This is a genomic window from Bacillus sp. REN10 (assembly GCF_016820555.1).
In the GTDB taxonomy this organism is placed as follows: domain Bacteria; phylum Bacillota; class Bacilli; order Bacillales; family Domibacillaceae; genus Bacillus_CE.
Genome location: NZ_JADHDW010000004.1, coordinates 65888 through 85081, shown reverse-complemented (window position 1 = coordinate 85081; position 19194 = coordinate 65888). Strand labels below are relative to the sequence as shown.

Annotated in this window: 21 protein-coding genes; 8 read left to right on the top strand and 13 right to left on the bottom strand. The window is 40.6% G+C overall.

Annotation, left to right across the window (positions count from 1 at the left end; all coding sequences use genetic code 11):
• Positions 1–65 precede the first annotated feature (65 nt).
• A complete protein-coding gene (locus IRB43_RS07845) occupies positions 66–683 on the bottom strand; it encodes a class A sortase (RefSeq protein ID WP_203362912.1) in 618 nt (205 codons plus the stop codon).
• A gap of 61 nt (positions 684–744) precedes the next feature.
• Positions 745–2124, bottom strand: coding sequence for an MSCRAMM family protein (locus IRB43_RS07840; RefSeq protein ID WP_203362911.1), 1380 nt, complete (start codon positions 2122–2124; stop codon positions 745–747).
• A 262-nt stretch (positions 2125–2386) separates the two neighbouring features.
• On the opposite strand from IRB43_RS07840, the gene IRB43_RS07835 reads away from it, so the two are divergent.
• Positions 2387–2989: a class I SAM-dependent methyltransferase gene (locus IRB43_RS07835; RefSeq protein WP_203362910.1), complete on the top strand. Its 603-nt coding sequence runs from the start codon at positions 2387–2389 to the stop codon at positions 2987–2989.
• Positions 2990–3047: 58 nt separating this feature from the next.
• Entirely contained in the window at positions 3048–3500 is a 453-nt protein-coding gene (locus IRB43_RS07830) for an OsmC family protein (protein WP_203362909.1), read from the top strand.
• Positions 3501–3547: 47 nt separating this feature from the next.
• Here IRB43_RS07830 and IRB43_RS07825 read toward each other — a convergent pair whose 3' ends face one another.
• The gene (locus IRB43_RS07825) at positions 3548–4066 is read right to left on the bottom strand and encodes a hypothetical protein (RefSeq protein WP_203362908.1); all 519 of its coding nucleotides are present in this window, start codon (positions 4064–4066) and stop codon (positions 3548–3550) included.
• A gap of 214 nt (positions 4067–4280) precedes the next feature.
• Here IRB43_RS07825 and IRB43_RS07820 point away from each other — a divergent pair, with 214 nt between their 5' ends.
• Positions 4281–4928 (top strand): NIF family HAD-type phosphatase, encoded by a 648-nt coding sequence (locus IRB43_RS07820; protein WP_203362907.1) that lies wholly within the window; start codon positions 4281–4283, stop codon positions 4926–4928.
• A 79-nt stretch (positions 4929–5007) separates the two neighbouring features.
• Positions 5008–5463, top strand: a complete 456-nt coding sequence (locus IRB43_RS07815) for an N-acetyltransferase (RefSeq protein ID WP_203362906.1) — start codon at positions 5008–5010, stop codon at positions 5461–5463.
• Between the two features lie 43 nt (positions 5464–5506).
• Here the strand turns inward: IRB43_RS07815 and IRB43_RS07810 are convergent, their stop codons facing one another.
• A complete protein-coding gene (locus tag IRB43_RS07810) occupies positions 5507–6037 on the bottom strand; it encodes a TVP38/TMEM64 family protein (RefSeq protein ID WP_203362905.1) in 531 nt (176 codons plus the stop codon).
• Between the two features lie 249 nt (positions 6038–6286).
• Between IRB43_RS07810 and IRB43_RS07805 the strand changes: the two genes are divergently transcribed.
• The 4 genes from IRB43_RS07805 to IRB43_RS07790 all read left to right on the top strand — a co-directional run bounded on the left by IRB43_RS07805 (position 6287) and on the right by IRB43_RS07790 (position 9128).
• On the top strand, positions 6287–6550 hold the full coding sequence (locus IRB43_RS07805) for a CD3324 family protein (protein ID WP_203362904.1): 264 nt from the start codon (positions 6287–6289) through the stop codon (positions 6548–6550).
• Positions 6551–6705: 155 nt separating this feature from the next.
• On the top strand, positions 6706–7341 hold the full coding sequence (locus IRB43_RS07800; RefSeq protein WP_203362903.1) for a FusB/FusC family EF-G-binding protein: 636 nt from the start codon (positions 6706–6708) through the stop codon (positions 7339–7341).
• Positions 7342–7790: 449 nt separating this feature from the next.
• Complete coding sequence (locus IRB43_RS07795; RefSeq protein WP_203362902.1) at positions 7791–8552, top strand: hypothetical protein; 762 nt, start codon at positions 7791–7793, stop codon at positions 8550–8552.
• Positions 8553–8567: 15 nt separating this feature from the next.
• Positions 8568–9128, top strand: a complete 561-nt coding sequence (locus IRB43_RS07790) for a hypothetical protein (protein ID WP_203362901.1) — start codon at positions 8568–8570, stop codon at positions 9126–9128.
• A gap of 91 nt (positions 9129–9219) precedes the next feature.
• Here IRB43_RS07790 and IRB43_RS07785 read toward each other — a convergent pair whose 3' ends face one another.
• From IRB43_RS07785 to IRB43_RS07745, 9 genes are all read right to left on the bottom strand, one after another.
• Positions 9220–10548, bottom strand: a complete 1329-nt coding sequence (locus IRB43_RS07785) for a (Fe-S)-binding protein (RefSeq protein WP_203362900.1) — start codon at positions 10546–10548, stop codon at positions 9220–9222.
• Positions 10545–11957, bottom strand: a complete 1413-nt coding sequence (gene glcD, locus IRB43_RS07780; protein WP_203362899.1) for a glycolate oxidase subunit GlcD — start codon at positions 11955–11957, stop codon at positions 10545–10547. Before glcD ends, IRB43_RS07785 begins: the two co-directional genes overlap by 4 nt.
• 123 nt (positions 11958–12080) lie before the next feature.
• A complete protein-coding gene (locus tag IRB43_RS07775) occupies positions 12081–13163 on the bottom strand; it encodes a CdaR family transcriptional regulator (RefSeq protein ID WP_203362898.1) in 1083 nt (360 codons plus the stop codon).
• Positions 13164–13179: 16 nt separating this feature from the next.
• Positions 13180–13719 (bottom strand): GNAT family N-acetyltransferase, encoded by a 540-nt coding sequence (locus tag IRB43_RS07770; RefSeq protein WP_203362897.1) that lies wholly within the window; start codon positions 13717–13719, stop codon positions 13180–13182.
• Entirely contained in the window at positions 13716–13868 is a 153-nt protein-coding gene (locus IRB43_RS07765; protein ID WP_203362896.1) for a hypothetical protein, read from the bottom strand. Before IRB43_RS07765 ends, IRB43_RS07770 begins: the two co-directional genes overlap by 4 nt.
• A gap of 185 nt (positions 13869–14053) precedes the next feature.
• Positions 14054–15796, bottom strand: coding sequence for an ABC transporter ATP-binding protein (locus IRB43_RS07760; protein ID WP_203362895.1), 1743 nt, complete (start codon positions 15794–15796; stop codon positions 14054–14056).
• 181 nt (positions 15797–15977) lie between these two features.
• Positions 15978–17222, bottom strand: coding sequence for an ABC transporter permease (locus IRB43_RS07755; RefSeq protein WP_203362894.1), 1245 nt, complete (start codon positions 17220–17222; stop codon positions 15978–15980).
• Positions 17212–17901, bottom strand: coding sequence for an ABC transporter ATP-binding protein (locus IRB43_RS07750; RefSeq protein ID WP_203362893.1), 690 nt, complete (start codon positions 17899–17901; stop codon positions 17212–17214). Before IRB43_RS07750 ends, IRB43_RS07755 begins: the two co-directional genes overlap by 11 nt.
• Positions 17876–19090 (bottom strand): efflux RND transporter periplasmic adaptor subunit, encoded by a 1215-nt coding sequence (locus IRB43_RS07745; protein WP_203362892.1) that lies wholly within the window; start codon positions 19088–19090, stop codon positions 17876–17878. Before IRB43_RS07745 ends, IRB43_RS07750 begins: the two co-directional genes overlap by 26 nt.
• Positions 19091–19194 lie beyond the last annotated feature (104 nt).

The following is a 19194-nucleotide window of genomic DNA, read 5'->3' as shown; positions in this document are numbered from 1 at the left end:
TTTGTACTAATTATAATCGGAGAAGGTAAAAAAAGAATCAGAGAAAAATTAACATTTGATGAGAATTATTCAACCAGTACACCTTGTACTATCACACGTTTACTCGTCTCTGTTGGCACATCACAAGTGATCAACGTAATTTTGTTTTCCGCCGTATCATTGATCACATCGGCTTCCGTTTCGGAAATGATTTTGTTTTCCGTCACTTTGTAGTGATACTTATTCTTTTTATCAGATAAATAGATATCGGCTCCTGTTTTCAATTCCGGCACACGACCAAAAAATTGTTCTTTTGAGCGAGTATGGTGACCGGCGAGCGGATAATTTCCTTTTCCCATTTGCTGATTTTCCCGCATCGTCGCTGCACCGATCAGCAAGTTCGCATTCGTTGTTCCTTTCAGTATAGGCAGTTCGATATCTACATCGGGGATGGTAATCGTCCCTATAACGGCTGGATTATCCATCTTTACTGTGGTCTTCAGTACATTTGTCATAGTGGGCGGAGTAATCGCTTCATAGTCAAATGTGGCTTTCCTCTCGTTATTTTGTTGTAATTCTTCCGCAGAATATTCATCCATCGATACTTTCGACGCACTAAAGTCAATGAGCTGGTACTTCATCAATGGGGAAATGATGAGAATAATGCCTGCTGTGAATAATAGACCGACGATCCATTTTCGCATAGTCTCTCTCCTTTCTTTAAGAAAAAAATTCCCTCGTAATTGGACGAGGGAATGTATGTTTTTAGATTTTCAAACGAATTGCTGCTGCAATTAAGATCGCACCAAGAATCGGAGCCATTGAGCCAGCATCACCTGTTTGAGGTAATTTCTTTGAAGAATTCGTATTGCTTTTCTGTTTGTTTTTTGTTGTGCTAGATGTTGTTGGCTTCTTTGTGATTGTTGTGGACGAATTTGGTTTTTTTACCGGTATACCCACTCCTGTTCCGTGGGAGGAAATAGGTTGCTTCGGAAGAGAGGCTTTCTTTTCATTCTTCACTTCTAATTGCGTCACTTCTCCCGCTACAATTTTGACGGAGTATCTCACATTGGAAGCATTGTAGCCTTCAGGCGCCTTTGTTTCTTCTAATAAATATTGACCTGAGGCTAATTTCTCAAACAGAACAACTCCATTTTGATCTGTTGTTTTTGGCTGTGAAACAGAGTGACCCTCTTCATCATACAATCGGAATTGGGCACCTTTTAAGAGCGCACCTGTTTTACCATCTTTCTTAAGCACTTTTAAACTGCCAAGCTCTTTCACATTCGGAACAATCAGTAAAACGTCCCGCTCGCTTTCGACCTTCACATCGATTGTTTTTCCCAGCAATTGATAGCCTGTCGGTGCTTTTGTCTCTTTCAATGTATAAGTGCCTGCAAGAAGCTGCTTCGATGTCGCTCTTCCATCAGCATCCGTCACTAAAGAATCAACGATCTTGCCATTTTGTAAAAGGTCAAAATAAGCTCCCGCCAACAGCTTATTCTGATCTTCCTCATCTACTTTAACAATTTGAATATGCGCTTGCGGCTTAGGGTTTTCATTGACGGTTCCATCCGTTACAGCAGCCGGCTTCACTTTTTGATTGCTGCTTTTAGCAGCCGTTTTCTCTCCATCTTTCTTGCCATTATCGGCAACGAGATGAACGGCTACATATTGACTTTCACCGTTTACTTTAAATGCTAATTTTTTGTCAGCTTCTTGTTCTTCCACTTCTTTGATTTTTGCTGGAAGAAGGATCATTCCCTTTGTATTTGCCTTTACAGCCTCATCATATACACAGGTAATGGTCGTTTTGCTAGAAGTGCATTGTCCGATCGACTTTCCAGTAGAATCTTTCATTGGAACTTTTTCAACATGCGCTTCTAGTTCCTTTGGAAGTTCAATCACCACTTGATCTTTTGCTTGCAGCGCTGCTTTTGCTGACCACTCTATTTCGATTTTCACATCTTCATACTCATGAAAACTGTTTTTTGACTGTCCCTTTGCGTCTAATAATCTTATTTGCTTAACCACATCAGCCGCTGTTTTTTGAGCATGTGCCATAGGTGGAAAGGCATTGATCATCATACATAACCCAAAAAGAAATCCGATGATTGCCGGCATCCTCTTTTGAATAGTAGCCATCTTTCTCATCCCTCCCTTTTTTTCTCTCTTTTGCCTTACATCAATCAAACTGAACAACATAAACTAAAAGGCCATTCATTACATTATTTTATCAGTATATAAAAATATTGTAAACGAATCTCCTAAACATTTACCCATCATCCAATGGAACTTTGAAAATAGTCCTTACAGCTGAGGGATTTGTTGTACAAGGCATAAAAAATGACAGACATAATTGGCATCGTGTATACTAGTTTCAAAATACATAAAGGGGTATTTTGAGATGACGAAAGAACATTGGAACGAGCGGTTCGGCCAAGAGGCATTTGTTTATGGCAAAGAGCCAAATGCTTTTATTCGAGAAAAAGCTCCTCTTCTCCCCCAAGGCAACGTATTGGCGATTGCAGAGGGAGAAGGAAGAAATGCTGTATACTTAGCGTCTTTGGGGCACACTATCACTACTTGGGATTATTCTATGGCCGGCTTAGAAAAAACAAAGACATTAGCCGCCGAAAAAGGGGTCCACGTAGAAACGAAATGGGTGGATTTACAGGAAGCACCGTGGGAAAAGGACGCATGGGATCATATTACTTGTGTATTTGGCCATTTCGATCACGACTTGCGTATAAACACGTTAAGACAAATTGAACAAGCGGTAAAAACAGGCGGCAGCTTTCTTTGCGAAGTGTATTCCACTGAGCAACTCCACTACAAAACTGGTGGACCACGCGACATTAACATGCTGTACCGTCCAGAAGAATTTTTAGCCACCTTCTCTAACTGGCAGATCAAACATTTTTTTGTTGGAGAAGTGGAACGGCAAGAAGGAAGTCTTCATCAAGGACTTTCTCATGTGATCCAGTTTTATGGAGTGAAAAGAGGATAGGGTTATCGACGGAAATCAACTATTTCCGTGGAAATAAAAGAAAAGGGGACTGTTTTTTATGACACAACATCATTTTCATTTAAAAGCCGACTGGCCAGGTTTACGAAATGGCGTAGGACACATTGAATCAGGTAACTTAAAAACAGAAGTCTCGATTCCAACAGAAATGAATGGACCAGGGATTGGGACGAATCCGGATGAAATGCTGCTTGGAGCGGCTTCAACATGCTATTTGATCACACTTGCGGCAATGCTAGAGTTCAATAAGTTAGAGAAAGAGTCGCTCACGATGGAGTCTGAAGGGATTGTCGATGTGACGCGTGGAGTGGTGACCTATCAAACCATCATCCATCGTCCGAAAGTAATTTTAAAAGCCGACGCCTCCGATCGCGACATCGCCTTAGCCGAAAAACTAGCGGCTAAAGCAGAACAATCCTGCATGATCAGCCGTGCCCTCCAAGGCAACGTCGACCTCCAACTAGAAGCCACAATCGAAAGAGCTCCTGAATAACCTCAGGAGCTTTTCTAGTCGACAAAATTCGGGGCGTGCCAGGCACCCTAGTCATATGGCACTAATTCATAAGGAAGGGTAATGATTTTGCTTGTCACTCTTTTTCCCTTCATTGTTTCGTATGTAATCTCTACAACTAGTTGGCCATTTCCACTTTCTTTTAATCTTTTCTCATACCATTCTTTATCGAGTGATTCACCGACAGAACCGGTACCAGTTTTGTAGCCTTTGGAGATCGTTTCTTCCACTTCAGCTGCACTTGTATGGAGCGAATCTTCTGTTCCATCTTTTCTAATAATGAACATTCTCTTCTCGATGCTTTTGATATCAATCGATTGATTTCCAATGTATTCGACACCCCCACTTGTTACTAAGTATTTAGTAGGATCTAAAAAGATATTCCCTCCAACGACTTCCCATTCTCCATTAGAACCAGCAATTTGCATGATTCTAGCATTGTCCGGATCATGAATAAACTGCTTCTCTCGATAAAAATAAACGACAAATATAAGTGAAATGATATTAGTCAGTACAAGCACGGCAATCAAGCTATTTTTCCTATTCAATAATTCTCCTCCTCCCATGACAAAATTTAACACTATTATACTTTACTTATATGATTCTTACAAATTAATCCAATCGAGATGATCATCCTCTTTATGGGTGGTGGGGGATTTTTTTGCTGAGACGCTAACTACTTTTGCCGAATCCCTCGATTTTCACTCCCTCCTTTCCTCCCTATGCTACAATTTACAAATAATGAAACAAGGGGGCTTTTTTGTGAGTTCAGCTATTATTTTTGATATGGATGGTACTTTATTTCAAACGAATTTAATTTTAGAACCAGCGCTAGAAGCGACATTTGCAGAATTGCGGAAAGAAGGATTATGGCAAGGCACCACTCCCATTGATACCTATAGAAAAATTATGGGCGTGCCTTTGCCTGTGGTGTGGGAAACGTTATGCCCAGCGCATTCAACAAATATTCGTCAGCAAAGCAATCAACGGTTTCATATCCAACTGATTGAACAAATCAAACATCATCAAGGCGCGCTGTATCCTCATGTAGAGAGCACATTGGCTGATTTAAGTAAAACATTTGATTTATACATCGCCAGTAATGGAGAAGTCGAATATTTACAAGCGATTGTCGACACATATCAGTTGAATCGTTTTATTAAAAAAACATACAGTATTCAATCGATTGCCACAGGGCATAAATCGGACTTAGTCAAGAAGGTGATCACAGAAAATGGGATTACCTCTGGAGCGGTAGTAGGCGACCGTTTATCTGATATCCAAGCCGCAAAAGACAATGAACTACTCGCGATTGGTGTACAGTTCGATTTTGCCCAACCAGCCGAACTCGATCACGCCGATTTCGTCATCGACGACCTAAAAAAATTATCGACAAAATTCGGGGAGTGACAGGCACCCTATTGCATATTAAATCATTTTGTTGCATAATTATAATTACTTTTTATAACGGACGATGAGGAGAATGAGGATGAATATTGTGAATGCGAAAACGAGTGATGTGCCAGCGATTTATGAGTTAATTCAAGAGTATGCGGAGAAGGGGATTGTGTTGCCTCGTTCTCTTTTGTCGCTTTATCAGCAAATCCAAAGCTTGTATGTGATGAAAGAAGGCGATCAAATTCTTGGGGTAGCCGGGCTGCATGTGCTAGGTCAGGATCTTGGGGAAGTCCGCTCGTTAGTCGTCTCTCCTGAGCATGCAGGCAAGGGAGTCGGCCGGAAATTAGTGAATCATGTCATGAATGAAGCTGCTAGATTAGAAGTGAAGCGAGTAATTTCGTTAACTTATGAAACGGAGTTTTTCACAAAGTGCGGATTTGAGCGCATTAATCGGGAAGAGCTTCCAGAAAAAACGTGGATTGATTGCATGAACTGTCCGAAGTTAGAATGCTGTGATGAAATAGCGATGATTAAATATATTCGTTAACGAACATCGAGCTTTTGCCCGATGTTCGTTTTTTCTCTATCTATTAACCTTTCCGCCATTTATACAATAAATAACTAACTGCCAACAACGTAGCCAAACCGAGCTGCCATTGCCATGTTAATTTCAGTACTTGCTGAACCGAATACGCTTCAATCAATAAAGAAGGAATTTTGCCAATCGTGCTCGCTATGCTGAAAGAAAGCAAGCTCATTTGGCTAAAAGCCGCTGCCAATGTCACCGCACCTGAAGGAACAAAAGGAATAATTCGTAGAAACAGAACGAAAAAGACGGCTTCTCCCCCTTTTGTTTGCTCGAGCCTTTGCAGAAACTTGTTCTCTCGTTTGATCTTGAATGTTTTCAGCCCTTTGCGATAAAGAGTGAAGCTGATAACTGCTCCTGCCGCTTCCCCGATGATCGATACGAAAAGCCCACCGTTAAATCCGAACAAAGTGATATTGGCCGCTGTAATAAATGTACTCGGCAACACCCCTGAAATCGCGACCACAATATTGACGCCAATACTTAATAGAAACAAAAGCGCTGGATGATGAGGCAGCCATTGAATAGATTCCATTGTGAAATTCCTTTCCTAGCAAGATGCAAAAAACTTTATTTTATTTTATAATAAATTGGAATTAAAATCCTTGGAGGTGGTCAAATGGTAACTCATCTCTGTTTACCACAGTCTGGAGCGACTCATGCAAAGCCTGATAGAAACATGGCGATACTTTGCATGGGGTGGACATTCATTTAACTAATGATCGCCTATTCTATTTGGCTTTGCACCTTATTTTTTCATTATGTAAATAAGGAGCGGAGCAAAATGAGCTATGTAAAAGCGACTAACGTCTTACCGGAACAATTAATTATCGAAATTCAAAAATATGTGCAAGGGGAAACGATTTATATTCCTAAACCAAAAAAAGCTTATCAACGATGGGGCGCACGTTCGGGAAGCAGAAAAACACTCGATGATAGAAATGCCTCCATTCAACAAGCCTTTCAAAATGGCCGAACGCTAGAACAGCTGGCCGAGGATTATTTCCTCTCTGTAGAAACGATTAAAAAAATCGTGTATACGAAATGATTTTTCATAAGAGCAATAAAAAAAGTGTCCAGAAGATCCGTTTTCACTAACTTTCTGGACACTCTTTTTTATGCCGAGTTTGTTTCTTACTTATTTTCTCCCTTTCAAAAAGTTATCCAATGTTTTACACTTAACACGAAAGAGGAGTGATAATTATGAAACCGTTTATTCGAATTGATCAATATCATTTCATTCAGTCTCAGGCACAAATTTTAATAAATGGCCATGCAAGCGTGTCTGATATAGATGTTTTACAAGCGTTGAAATCTCTTGCAAAGGAGAAAATTTTCGCTTTGTTTCCAGAGATGAATGAGGAACAGCAGCAAGTGCTCGCGCCTGTTATGACGATCGAGGAAAAAGCGGATGCTGAAGCCTTGTTAGAGCAGTTAAAACTTTACGTCATTCCGTTCCCAACCGTAACCGAACAAACGCTGAAAAAATTATTCCCAAAAGCGAAGAAGCTGAAAACGACTTTTTTAAAGGACGTCCATTGGGAAGAGATTTCTTATTTAAGCTGGGAAGATCTTGGTTCGGGAAAAAGATTTATTGTTGCTCCATACAACAATAAACTGACAGGGATTCAAGGAACATTCAGTCCTGTAACGAAGAAAAGCATTTGCGCCATTTGCCATCAATATGAAGAGGTCGGCCTGTTTATGACAGAAGTCAAAGGACCTCAACCGGGAACGTTTGTGAAAAGAGGAAACTACATCTGCCAAAACCAAGAAACTTGCAATAAAAATATACAAACGCTTGATCAATTACAGGCGTTCATAGCGAGAAATAAATAAGGAAAACTGACTTTCTGTGAAAGACCCATGTTTATATTAACTATCCAAAGATGTATTATATATAAAACTAAAAAAGATTGATTTTGTATGACAAAAACTATTGTAATTTTTTAACGAACGCATTAAGTATTTCTGCAAATTCTCTGAGTTTATATTAATCACAATTACACTTGTTGAAATATTTGGATAAACATGTTATATTAACGTTAATATTTTTCCTATTTTTGGTTTTTATTCATCAGGTGAATGCATAGGGAGTAGATTCTTTATGCGTAAAAGTAGATTTCACATGTTGTCTCTTTATTAAAGTAAAGAGAACAGATAAAAATCGCAGAATCTACTTTCACTCATTTGGATTGTAAGTTTCTTTACCTAAAAAGCGTAAGAACCGATAATAAAAAAGCCAGATCAGGGAAAACTTTTATTTAAAATAACATGAAGGTGATTTGATGAGGAATATTAATAAGCATCTCAACAAACTTATTATTCAGATTATTGTAGTGTGTATGTTAGTTTTGATATTACCTAACTCTAATCAAGTTAAAGCTGAAAGTCATAACAGTGAAGAAACCATTATTATTGTACCTAAAGAAAATATTGCTGATCTATCTGAAGATTTAAGTTCAGAATTTAGTAAATTTGAAGAATTAGATGTTAAGATAGTTGAAGCAAATGGTGAAATGTTTACAGGAACATTGGTTAACCTTGATATTAGAAAAAAACACGAGATTAATACTGGGAAAATGCAAGCGGCAGCGGTACCAGTACTTGTGTATATTATAGGAGCTGCTGTTATTAAAGCCACCGTTAGCAAAGTCGGGAAAAAACTTGTTTTTAAAATTGGGAAAAAAACATATCAAGCTGTTAGTGGTAAAGCAGCAAAAAAAGCTGTTGCTACCTTCGTTGATGCATCAATAGATGTAGGAAGTAAACATGTCAAGTTCACAAAAGCAAAGATGGAACATATTTTGAAAAACCATCATCCTAATTATTGGACGGGAAATACGGGAAAGTCCATGTTTGATCCAGATCTGACGGTAAGTGATATAAAGAATATTGTAATAAATGTTATTAGAAGTAATAAAAAAGAAATAAATAGTAGCTTAAAACAAGGTAAAGGCATTAATGTTCAAAGTAAAATAAAGGGCATTAAATATGAAGTGCGCATTAATAAAGATGGACATGTTAGTAGTGCTTATCCAGTAAGCTAAACGGAGTGGTTTGATATGAATAGAAAACTTGAAATGGTAACTTATATCTCTAATTTTATTCCGGAGTTGGGATTTTTAACTGACAAGAAAGACAAATTTCTTGAAATTACTCATCCTTTGGCAGAACTTGCAGCAGAAAAATTGTTAAACTACGAGAATAATGATTATTTACCAGGATATATACAAGTGGTTTATAATAATAAGATCATTTTATCTGAAGAAGAATCAACAGGAGAACTACTGGAAACTTGGGCTGACTTATCTTATTTTATCGAAGATCATGCTAGTAAAGAAAAATACCATATTGAATTATTAGATAATCTTAATAAACTTGATTTGGTAAAAAAAGATGATGGTTACGTCTTTGAGGTAAAAAAATTTGATATAGTTGAGGATTCTGAAGTTATACAGTCATCAGTTATTCCTACAAGACAGTTGTTAGATGCCATTTTCAAAGGTTATAAAGGTTTTATACATTTTTGTGTTGAAAAAGAATTAATTTTTAGTGAAGAGTCACTTCTTCATTCTAGTATAGAAACTTTAAAAAAACTGGAAAGTGAAAATAGGAGAATATAGATAAACAATACCGTACCAATTCTTCTATTAACGCGACTATATGCACAAAAAGAAAGAAGGAACCGACAAATTCCTTCTTTCTTTTTGTATCTTAAGATAATGCTTCCAAAAGTAAATCAACGATATGCACCGCACGCACGGTTTCACTTAGCCCTTCACGCTCAATGCCTAGTTTCATTTGCAATAAGCAACCAGGGTTCGCCGTGACGATCGTATGGGCAGCTGTCTCTTTCGCTTTCTCCATTTTGTGATCAAGAATTTGCATGGACATTTCCGCTTCCACAATATTGTAAATCCCAGCGGAGCCGCAGCATCTGTCCGCCCCTTCCATTTCCTTGAACTCGGCATTCTCAATTGCGGTTAATAACGCACGCGGAGCGGTGAATGTGTTCATGACGTTTCGCAAGTGGCATGAGTCTTGATACGTGATCACTTGTTGCTGCTTCAGCTGAAGCGATACTTTTTTATGAAAATTTAACTCGTATAAAATTTGCGTAATATCTTTAATTTTCGCCACAAATGCTTTCGCTCGTTCTGCCCACTCAGGATCATCTTTCAACAAATGATCGTATTCAATTAAGAAAGCGCCACAGCCGCCAGCATTCGTAATAATATAGTCTGCTTGGCACGCTTCAAAGGCCGCAATATTTCTTCTAGCTAATTCCTTCGCTCCCTCTTTTTCTCCACTGTGACCATGAAGAGCACCACAGCAAGCTTGCGTTTTCGGAATTGTAATGTGGCAGCCTGCTTTTTGCAATAGCTTCATCGTCGCATTGTTCGTTTCCATAAACATCGTATCCATTAAACAGCCCGAGAAAAAGGCTACCGTCGCCACGGCTTGTTTTCCCTCTGCCTGCAGCTCGGCTGGGCGATTTTTCATGTCTTTTTTCTTCGGCACTTGCGGCAACACTCGTTCCATTGTGCGCAAGTTTTCTGGGAAGAGGTTCATAAAGCCGACTTTTCTCACCGCTGTTTGCAAGCCGCTCCGCTGGTAGAAGCCTAGCAAACTAGTCACCGTAATCATTCGCTCATGATGCGGGAACAAGCCTTGAAATACAGCCTTGCGCAACACTTGAACGGGAGCGGAATGTTTCTTGTTCTGCTGAATAATATCGCGGGCTTCTTCGAGTAAATGACCATATTTCACGCCTGATGGACAAACTGGCTCACAAGCGCGGCAACCAAGGCACAACTCTAGCGAACGTTCTACATCTTCATCCGGCTCAATTAATCCATCTACTACTGCCTTCATTAGAGCAATTCGTCCGCGCGGCGAGTGGCTTTCTTTATACCCCGATTCCACATATGTCGGACAGGAAGGCAAACAAAAGCCGCAGCGCATGCAATTCAATAATTCATCTTCATTCATTCGTGATTGAAATTGTGTTTGAATTAGTTGCTGTTCTTTTACTGTCGTCATTTCGTGATCACCACTCTTTTGCGGCTATCTTTGGCAAATACTTTACCTGGATTCATAATATTATCAGGATCAAATGCTTGCTTGATCGCCTTCATCGCCTGAATCCCTTCTGCACCGAGTTTCCATTCTAAATATGGAGCTTTCATCACGCCGACGCCATGTTCACCCGTAATGGTTCCTCCTAGTTCAATGGCCCGAGCAAAGATTTCAGCAAACGCTTCCTCTACTCGTTTCATTTCTTCATGATCACGAGCATCCGTTAAGCAAGTCGGGTGCAAGTTTCCATCTCCAGCATGGCCAAATGTACAAATATTGACTTGATGTTTAATAGCAATTTGATTAATCGCTTGAACCATCGCCGCAATTTCCGAACGCGGAACGGTCGCATCTTCTAAAATCGTCGTTGGTTTCAAACGAGCAAGAGCAGATAAAGCCGAGCGACGAGCGGTCCGTAACGCATTCGCTTCTTCTTCTGTTTCTGCTACTTCGACAGAAACAGCTCCCTCTGATCGGCAAACATCCGCCATTTTTTTCATATCACGAGTGACGACTTCTTCTGGTCCATCTTGTTCTATTAAAAGTACCGCTTGCACATCTGTTGGCAAACCAATCTTGGCAAAGTCCTCCACTACTTGCAATGTCGGCTGATCTAAAAATTCAAGCGTGGTTGGGATAATTTTGTTCGCAATAATTTTCGACACCGAACGCGCCGCTGCTTCTAAATCTTGATATAAAGCCAACATCGTCTTTTTTGTCTCCGGCATCGGAATTAACTTCAATGTTGCTTCTGTGATCACACCAAGCGTTCCTTCTGAACCAACGAATAGCCGCGTTAAATCATAGCCCGCTACATCCTTCGCTAGCTTACCTCCTGTGCGGATAATATCCCCGTTTGGCAACACGACTTCTAGCGCCAATACATAATCTCGAGTTACGCCATATTTTAAACCGCGAAGACCGCCTGAGTTTTCATTAATGTTGCCGCCAATCGTCGAAATTTTCATCGAGCTCGGATCAGGCGGATAAAATAAGCCTTTCTTCTCGACCGCATGAATCATATCTAGCGTAACGACACCTGGTTGTACGGTTACGGTTAAATTCTCTTCGTCAATTTCAATGATTTGATTCATATGTTTAAATAAGAGAACGATACCGCCTTCTGTCGGACAAGTGCCGGCGCAGAGATTCGTTCCTGAACCTCGTGGAACGAGCGGAACGCGGTATTGTTGGCAAATTTTTACGATATCGGATACTTCTTTCGTATTTCTTGGAGCAACCACTGCATCGGGCATCGATTGAAAATTTGGCGTTGCATCATAGGAATAAACGAGACGGCCCGCTTTCGAATCATCTATATTTTCCTCTCCAACAATTGCCGCTAATTTTTGCTTTACTTCTTGAGAAAACATCAGAACTAGCCCCTTTCACCATGTTTTCCTTCAGTATAAGGCAGCTTTGTGAACGAAAACTATATATGATCAAACAAAAAAACAGGTCATTCACCCGCCTTTTTTGTTTGATCATATAAATAACTACGATTCATGGAATAGCCGCCAAGCGAGATACAGCTCGAACTGCTCCTCTAATACTTTCGGGTTTAATCCCGTTGCCTCTTCGATTTTCTTCAATCGGTAATGCAGCGTATTAATGTGGACAGGCATCGATTCCGCTGCTTGTTTATACGAAAAATTATGGGTGAAAAGAGCCGAAAGTGTATCCATTAATTCTTGATCTTTCATAATCGGCGCTATCGTTCGTTCAATGTAAGTAGCTCTCGTGTCCGGCTGAATGTCACTCGCAATTAAGTCAAACGTCAATTGATGGTCAAATACAATCGCTTCCTTCAGCATCGCTACGTTTAATGCCCGTTCTGCCTGCTGAAAAGAGGTATGAATATGACGCGCTGATACGAACGAGCCAGCGCCGATGGAGATGTGTCCTGATAATTGCCTTTCGAGCATGCTTTTCCATTTCTCCAATTCTTTTATATGTATTTCTGCATCCAATAACACGGCTAACCGGTCATTTCCCCAACGAATCACAATCGTCTGAGATTGTTGCCGGACCATCTCAGAAAAAGAGCGCCAAACCGGCTTGAATAACAAAACATCTGGATAATAAATCAATACGACTTGACGCATGACGGTGACATCGACTCCAAGCACTTTCGCTTTGTTAAGAAAGGAGTCATTCCACTCGGTCTGTTCGATCCATTCTAATACGAACGCTTCTAATGAACGGGCATGCCATTCTTCTTCCTCGTGATAATAATTTTCCTGAATAAACAGCTCAGTCATTTTCCGCAACAGTTCCCCATATCGTGATACTTTATGAGGAGAACCGGTAATTCCAATGACCCCAACGACTTCCTCGTGAAACATAATGGGAAGATTGATCCCTGTTTTCACCCCTGTCCATCGTTTTTCGTCTTCTTTTGTAATGATCAGCTTATTCCCTGTTTGACTGACCATGGCTGCGCCTTCATGAAAATGGCCAATGCGCGAGCGGTCTGTACTAGCAATAATGCAACCATCTGTATTGACGACAATGATTTCTTCATCTAGCAACTTCCGAACTTCATAAATGATCTTTTGGGCCAGCTTCGGTTGAATCATTCCTCACACCACACTTTTAGTCATTCAATTGTTTGTTTTTTCTCCACTCCCTTGATAATATCCCCATTTCCCACTGACTCCAATACTCTTCGCCTATTTTTCTGCATTCGCGAAGCAAGCCTTCCTTTATGAATCCAATCTTTTCATAACAAGTAATAGCAGAATGGTTAAAATCGAACACGCCAAGATTGACGCGATGCAAATTCATCTCTTCAAAAGCAATCATCAATATTTTTTCCACCATTTGTGTGCCGATCCCCTGCCCTCTCATCTGCGGGTCTCCGACTAACACTTTTCCGATTCTAGCCGATTGATTCCTGAGATCTACTTTGAAGGAAATATGACCAATCACGGTTCCCTGTTCTTCATGCAGCACCGTAAACATATAAACATCCGCCTCTTCCTTTTGACTAGTCTGCCAATACGATTCCAATTGTTCCTCCGTTAAAGGAAAATGAAACTGCGAGCCGCTCCATTGCAGTAAAAACTCGGGCGTTTCCACATGTTCGATCAACCACTTGAAATCTTCCCTAGCAAACGCCCTGAATTCAATCATGCTTTATCCTCCCTTCGACAAATTCCAGGGAGTGACAGGCACCGAAGCGAGTCATCCAGCAAAGCTTTCTCCCATTGTTTCAGCTTCTCGCTTTTGTCATTTTGCTTTTCTTTCTCATCCACTATCGACTGCTTTGTTACATTGTTCATAGTGCTGCCTCCTATTCATTGTCAACTATTGATCGACTTAAATTAATTCTGATTATTTAAAATATTCCATTCATTCATTTTTATTGTGGCATCTTCGAGTAAAGCAATGAAGAAATTTACCTATCATACAATAGAAAAAAACCTATGCACACTCTTTAAGAGTAACACATAGGTTTTGACAACAATCAAACATATTCGTTCGACAAAACTCGGGGAGTTACAGGCACCTCTCCAGCGAGTTTAGCGAAGATGCCATTTTGGCGGATGAGTTCTTCATAGGTTCCTTGTTCGGCGATGCCGTCTGCCGTCACGACGATGATTTGATCGGCGTTTTGGATGGTCGCTAAGCGGTGGGCGATGATGAGCGTAGTGCGGTTTTCGGCTAGTTCATTCAAGGCATGTTGAATGATTTTTTCCGTTTCTGTATCGAGTGCCGATGTCGCCTCGTCTAAAATTAAAATTGGCGGATTTTTCAAAAATATGCGCGCAATTGCCATCCGTTGTTTTTGCCCTCCTGACAACTTCAATCCCCGTTCTCCTATTTGTGTCTCATAACCATCTGGCAAGGAAAGAATATAGGTTTCTAAATGAGCTTTTCGAGCGGCTTCCGCTATTTCTTCATCCGTTGCCTCTAGCTTTCCGTAAGCAATATTTTCGCGAATCGTCCCAGTAAATAAGAAAACATCCTGCTGAACAATCCCTATTTGTTCCCGCAGTGACTGTTTCGTCATTTGGCGAATATCCATACCATCGATCGAGATGCTTCCTTGTGTAACATCATAAAAGCGCGGAATGAGTGAACAAATTGTCGTTTTTCCAGCACCGGACGGACCAACGAAAGCAACGGTTTTTCCAGCTTGAATCGTTAAGTTAATCCCTTTCAACACCGGCTGCTTCTCTTCATAACCGAAATGAACATCGTTTAAATGAATATCTCCTTTTAACGAGGACACTTCAACTGCCTCTGTTCGATCTTGAACATCCGGCTGCTGATCGATTAATTCAGTAAACCGTTTGAAACCTGCCATCCCTTTCGGATACAGCTCCATTAAAGCACTAATTTTATCTACCGGCTTCATTAACACATTGACATACAATAAAAAACTAATGAGTTCGCCGTAAGTCAATTCCCCCCGAAAACTTAACCAAGCGCCCACAACTAGCACAAGCAAGGTGACAAAGCGAGTCATCATGTACATACTTGATACCGCATAGGACATCACATTATATGCTTTTAATCTCGCTAATCGGAATTTTCCGTTATCTTGATCGAAACGTTTCATTTCAAAGCGCTCATTAGTAAAAGATTGAACGACTCGAATCCCCGATACGCTATCCTCCACTCGCGCATTAACATCCGCAATATGCGCAAACATCTCCGTCCATGCCCGGTTCATGCGAATATTGCAGAAAGTCATGACCCATACAAGAAACGGTACGACAATCATGGTCACAATCGCCAGCTTCACATTGATCGTCAGCATGATGCTAAACGCACCAACAAATGTCATGAAAGCAATAAACACATCTTCTGGACCGTGATGAGCCAATTCGCCAATATCAAATAAATCATTCGTAATGCGGCTCATAATATGTCCCGTTTTCGTATTATCAAAAAAGCGAAATGATTGCTTTTGCACATGGTAAAACAACTCTTGGCGCATATCCGTCTCAATATTTGTACCGAGTTTATGCCCTAAGTAATTCACAATATATTGCAAAAACGTGCTCAACATATACACAGCCAACAATAAACAGCTGACCGTCACAATCATCGGCCAGTCTCCTTTAGGCAATAACTGGTCCACAAATCGCTGAACAGCTACCGGAAAAGCCAATTCGAGTAACGCTACAAATACCGCACTCGTGAAATCAATAATAAACAACCGCCGATGAGGGCGATAATAAGAAAAAAAGCGTTTCATCATCCAGTACTCACTCTCCTTTCTACTGCGATGATACAAAATAAAAACACACCACAATTCATTTTAATTGAACCATTACCCACTAACAAAAACAACATAATGATACAAAAAAAGCCAGTCGGTCAATGACTGGCTTTTTCAAACATATTCGTTCGACAAAACTCGGGGAGTGACAGGCACCTGTTTACTCATATCTCAGCGCGTCGATTGGCTTCATTTTCGCGGCTTTCATGGATGGGATTAAGCCGAAGATGATGCCGACTGCCATGGAAAAGATAACAGACCCGACGATCGCAGGGATTGGCGCCGCAAATGGCAAGTTCGCAAAATAAGAAATCGCTTTAGCTCCACCTAACCCTACGAGCACACCGATGATGCCGCCAATGCTTGTAAGCACGGCTGATTCTGTTAAAAACTGCCATAGAATCACCGATCGCTTCGCTCCAAGTGCTTTTTTAATGCCGATCTCTCTCGTTCTTTCTGTGACAGATACGAGCATAATATTCATGACCCCAATGCCGCCAACAAGCAAGGAAATACTAGCGATTCCTCCTAATAGCAACGTAAAGGCGCGGTTAAATTCATTGATATCTTCCATAATTTGCTGCAAGTCAGGAATGCTGTACTGCCAAGTAGAAGTAGGAGGCAATTCACTGTTCAAAGAATCGGCCACCGATTGCCCTGCTGCCTCTAATTCATCGGAGTGATAGGCTTGAACAAGCACTTGAGGGATATCATTAAAGCTTCCTAAATGAGGCCATGCGGACTTAGGCAAAAAGATTTTTCCCATTCCCATGTCCATCATGAACATATCATTCTCTTCTTTTTTCTCCTCTGCATACACGCCGACGACTCGAAATGGCACTTTATTCAGCTCAACCACTTGATTAATCGCACTTCCTTCAGGAAATAAAGCATCTCTTGCCGCTTCATTAATCATCACGACTTGGCTGCCATTCTCGTGCTCAACCGGCGCAATCTTTCTTCCTTCTAATATCTTAATTGGAAAAATAGAAAAATACTTATCATCCACCGCGTACAATTCAGAATCCGACATATTATTTAAATGATAAGCTTGCGTATAATTTTGGTAAAAGACAGCGATAGATTTCACCAAGTCGGGAACCATCGCCGCTTCTAGCTGTTCATCCGTAATAGTTGGGATGACATCAGGCGGCTGTTCTTCACTGCCGCCCATCATCATCATTTCTCCACCCATTGCGGCCGCTTCTGGCGACTGGAACATGATGGCAATCGAGTTATTTCCCGTTCCGACAAGGCTCGATTTCAAGCTTTCTTTCTGGCCTTCAATCATCGCTACAATCGCAATGATGGAAGCAATCCCGATAATAACGCCCAGCATTGTTAAAATAGAGCGCATTTTATGAGCAAAAATAGATTGAAAGGATAGTTTTAAATTATCTAGCATGCGGTTCTCTCCTTTCATCCTTGATGATCGCCCCATCACGAAGAAAAATACTCCGCTTGGCATATTGAGCAATTTCCTCTTCATGCGTGATGAGAACAACAGTCACCCCTTCTTTATTCAACTCAGTAAATAAATTCATCACTTGCTCACTTGAAACGGTATCCAGCGCTCCGGTCGGCTCATCTGCTAAAATAAATTTCGGTTTATTAATGAGCGCCCGCGCAATCGCTACCCGCTGCTTTTGTCCACCTGATAATTGCGTAGGTGTAAAGTTAATGCGATCCGCTAGCCCTACCTTTGTGAGCGCCTCAATCGCTAGTTCTCGTCGGTCTTTTTTATTGACCTTAGCATACACTAACGGCAATTGAACATTATCTAACGCAGATAGTCTCGGAAGCAAATTAAAGTTTTGAAAGACGAAACCAATGTATTCATTTCGAATTTTAGAAAGCTCATTTTCTTTGCGTGAAAGTACGCTGTTTCCATCTAGCGTATATTCTCCTGATGTCGGCGTATCCAAACAGCCTAAAATATTCATGATCGTTGATTTCCCTGAACCTGAAGGCCCCATAATTGACACGTATTCGCCTTCTTCGATGGACAGATTGATGTTATGAAGGATCGGGACTTCTTCCTTCCCAATCCAATATGATTTATTGATGTTCTTCAAGTGAATCATCAATAGTTACCTTCTTTCCTTCTTTTACTGTGTCATCAGGATACACAACGTAATCGTCTTTCTTTAAGCCGCTCTTAATGACCGTCATCATCATCTCTGGCATTTCTTTGCCCAGTTTGACTTCTTGTTTCTTTAACTTCTCATCCACAACCGTCCACACGTATGGCTTTTCGCCATCCATGACGATCATGTCCGTTGGAAGCATGACTTCTTGAGACGCCTCTTCTTCTCCTTTTAATTCAATGAACACATGATAACCAAACTCTAATCCCTCATGCTCTGTCAATTGGACTTGGAAAGGATAGTTCGATGCTTGTGGATTCGTCGCCATATCCATTCCCATGTCCATGCCCATCTCTTCACTATTTTCATCGTTTGGCAATTTGCCAATTTCAATGATTTTTCCTGGCCACTTTTGTTCTGGATCTTTTCGGCTCACAACATTCACTTCTTGTCCTACTTGAAGTTCATCTTTAATTAACTCATTCACCGTGCCTTTAACGAAATACGCATCTGTGTTGTAAATTTGCATGAATGAGCCTGGAGCTTGCTGCTGTCCTTGATTGTTTGCACCTGTGGATTGCTTTTGTTCTTCATCAATTTTTTGAACAATTCCATTTACTTTTGCCTTCACAATGTTATCGTTCACTTTTTTCTTCATTTCTTGATATTCTAAATTGGCTTTTTCCACTTCAAATTGAGCTAGCTTTAAATCTCCTTCTGCTTGCGTCACTTGTTGTCTTAATGCCGTTTTCTCTTCGGCAGATGCATTTTTAATTTGTTTTTCCGTCTGCCAAATTTCGTTCTTTTTCTGTTTGACACTGCTATTGGCAATTTCAAGCTCGATTCCCTTTTGCTTTAATTGCATTTCACCTTCCTTATTCTCATAAGAAAATAATTGAGCGCCCGCTTGAACAACGTCGCCTTCTTTCACAAAGACTTCTTTCACCGTTCCGCGTTCAGAATCTAAAAAGATTTTCTCCGTTTCCTTTGGCTCCACCACTCCGGCAAATAAACCGCCTGAACCGGCCTCCATTCCGCCCATCATATCGCTGACCTTCATCGGGAAAATTTCCCCTTCTCCTTCAGCACTATTAAACTTAGACTTTGCGAATATGTAACCACCAACGATTAAGCCTAAGATAACAATGACTGAAATCGTAATGATCCATTTTTTCTTTTTACTCACTTAATTACCTCCTTTTAAATATCTTCTTCCCTATTAATATATTAATTTCAAAAATCCACTATCACCATCTTTTTCCGAACCAAAAACCCGCTTCGACATGATTC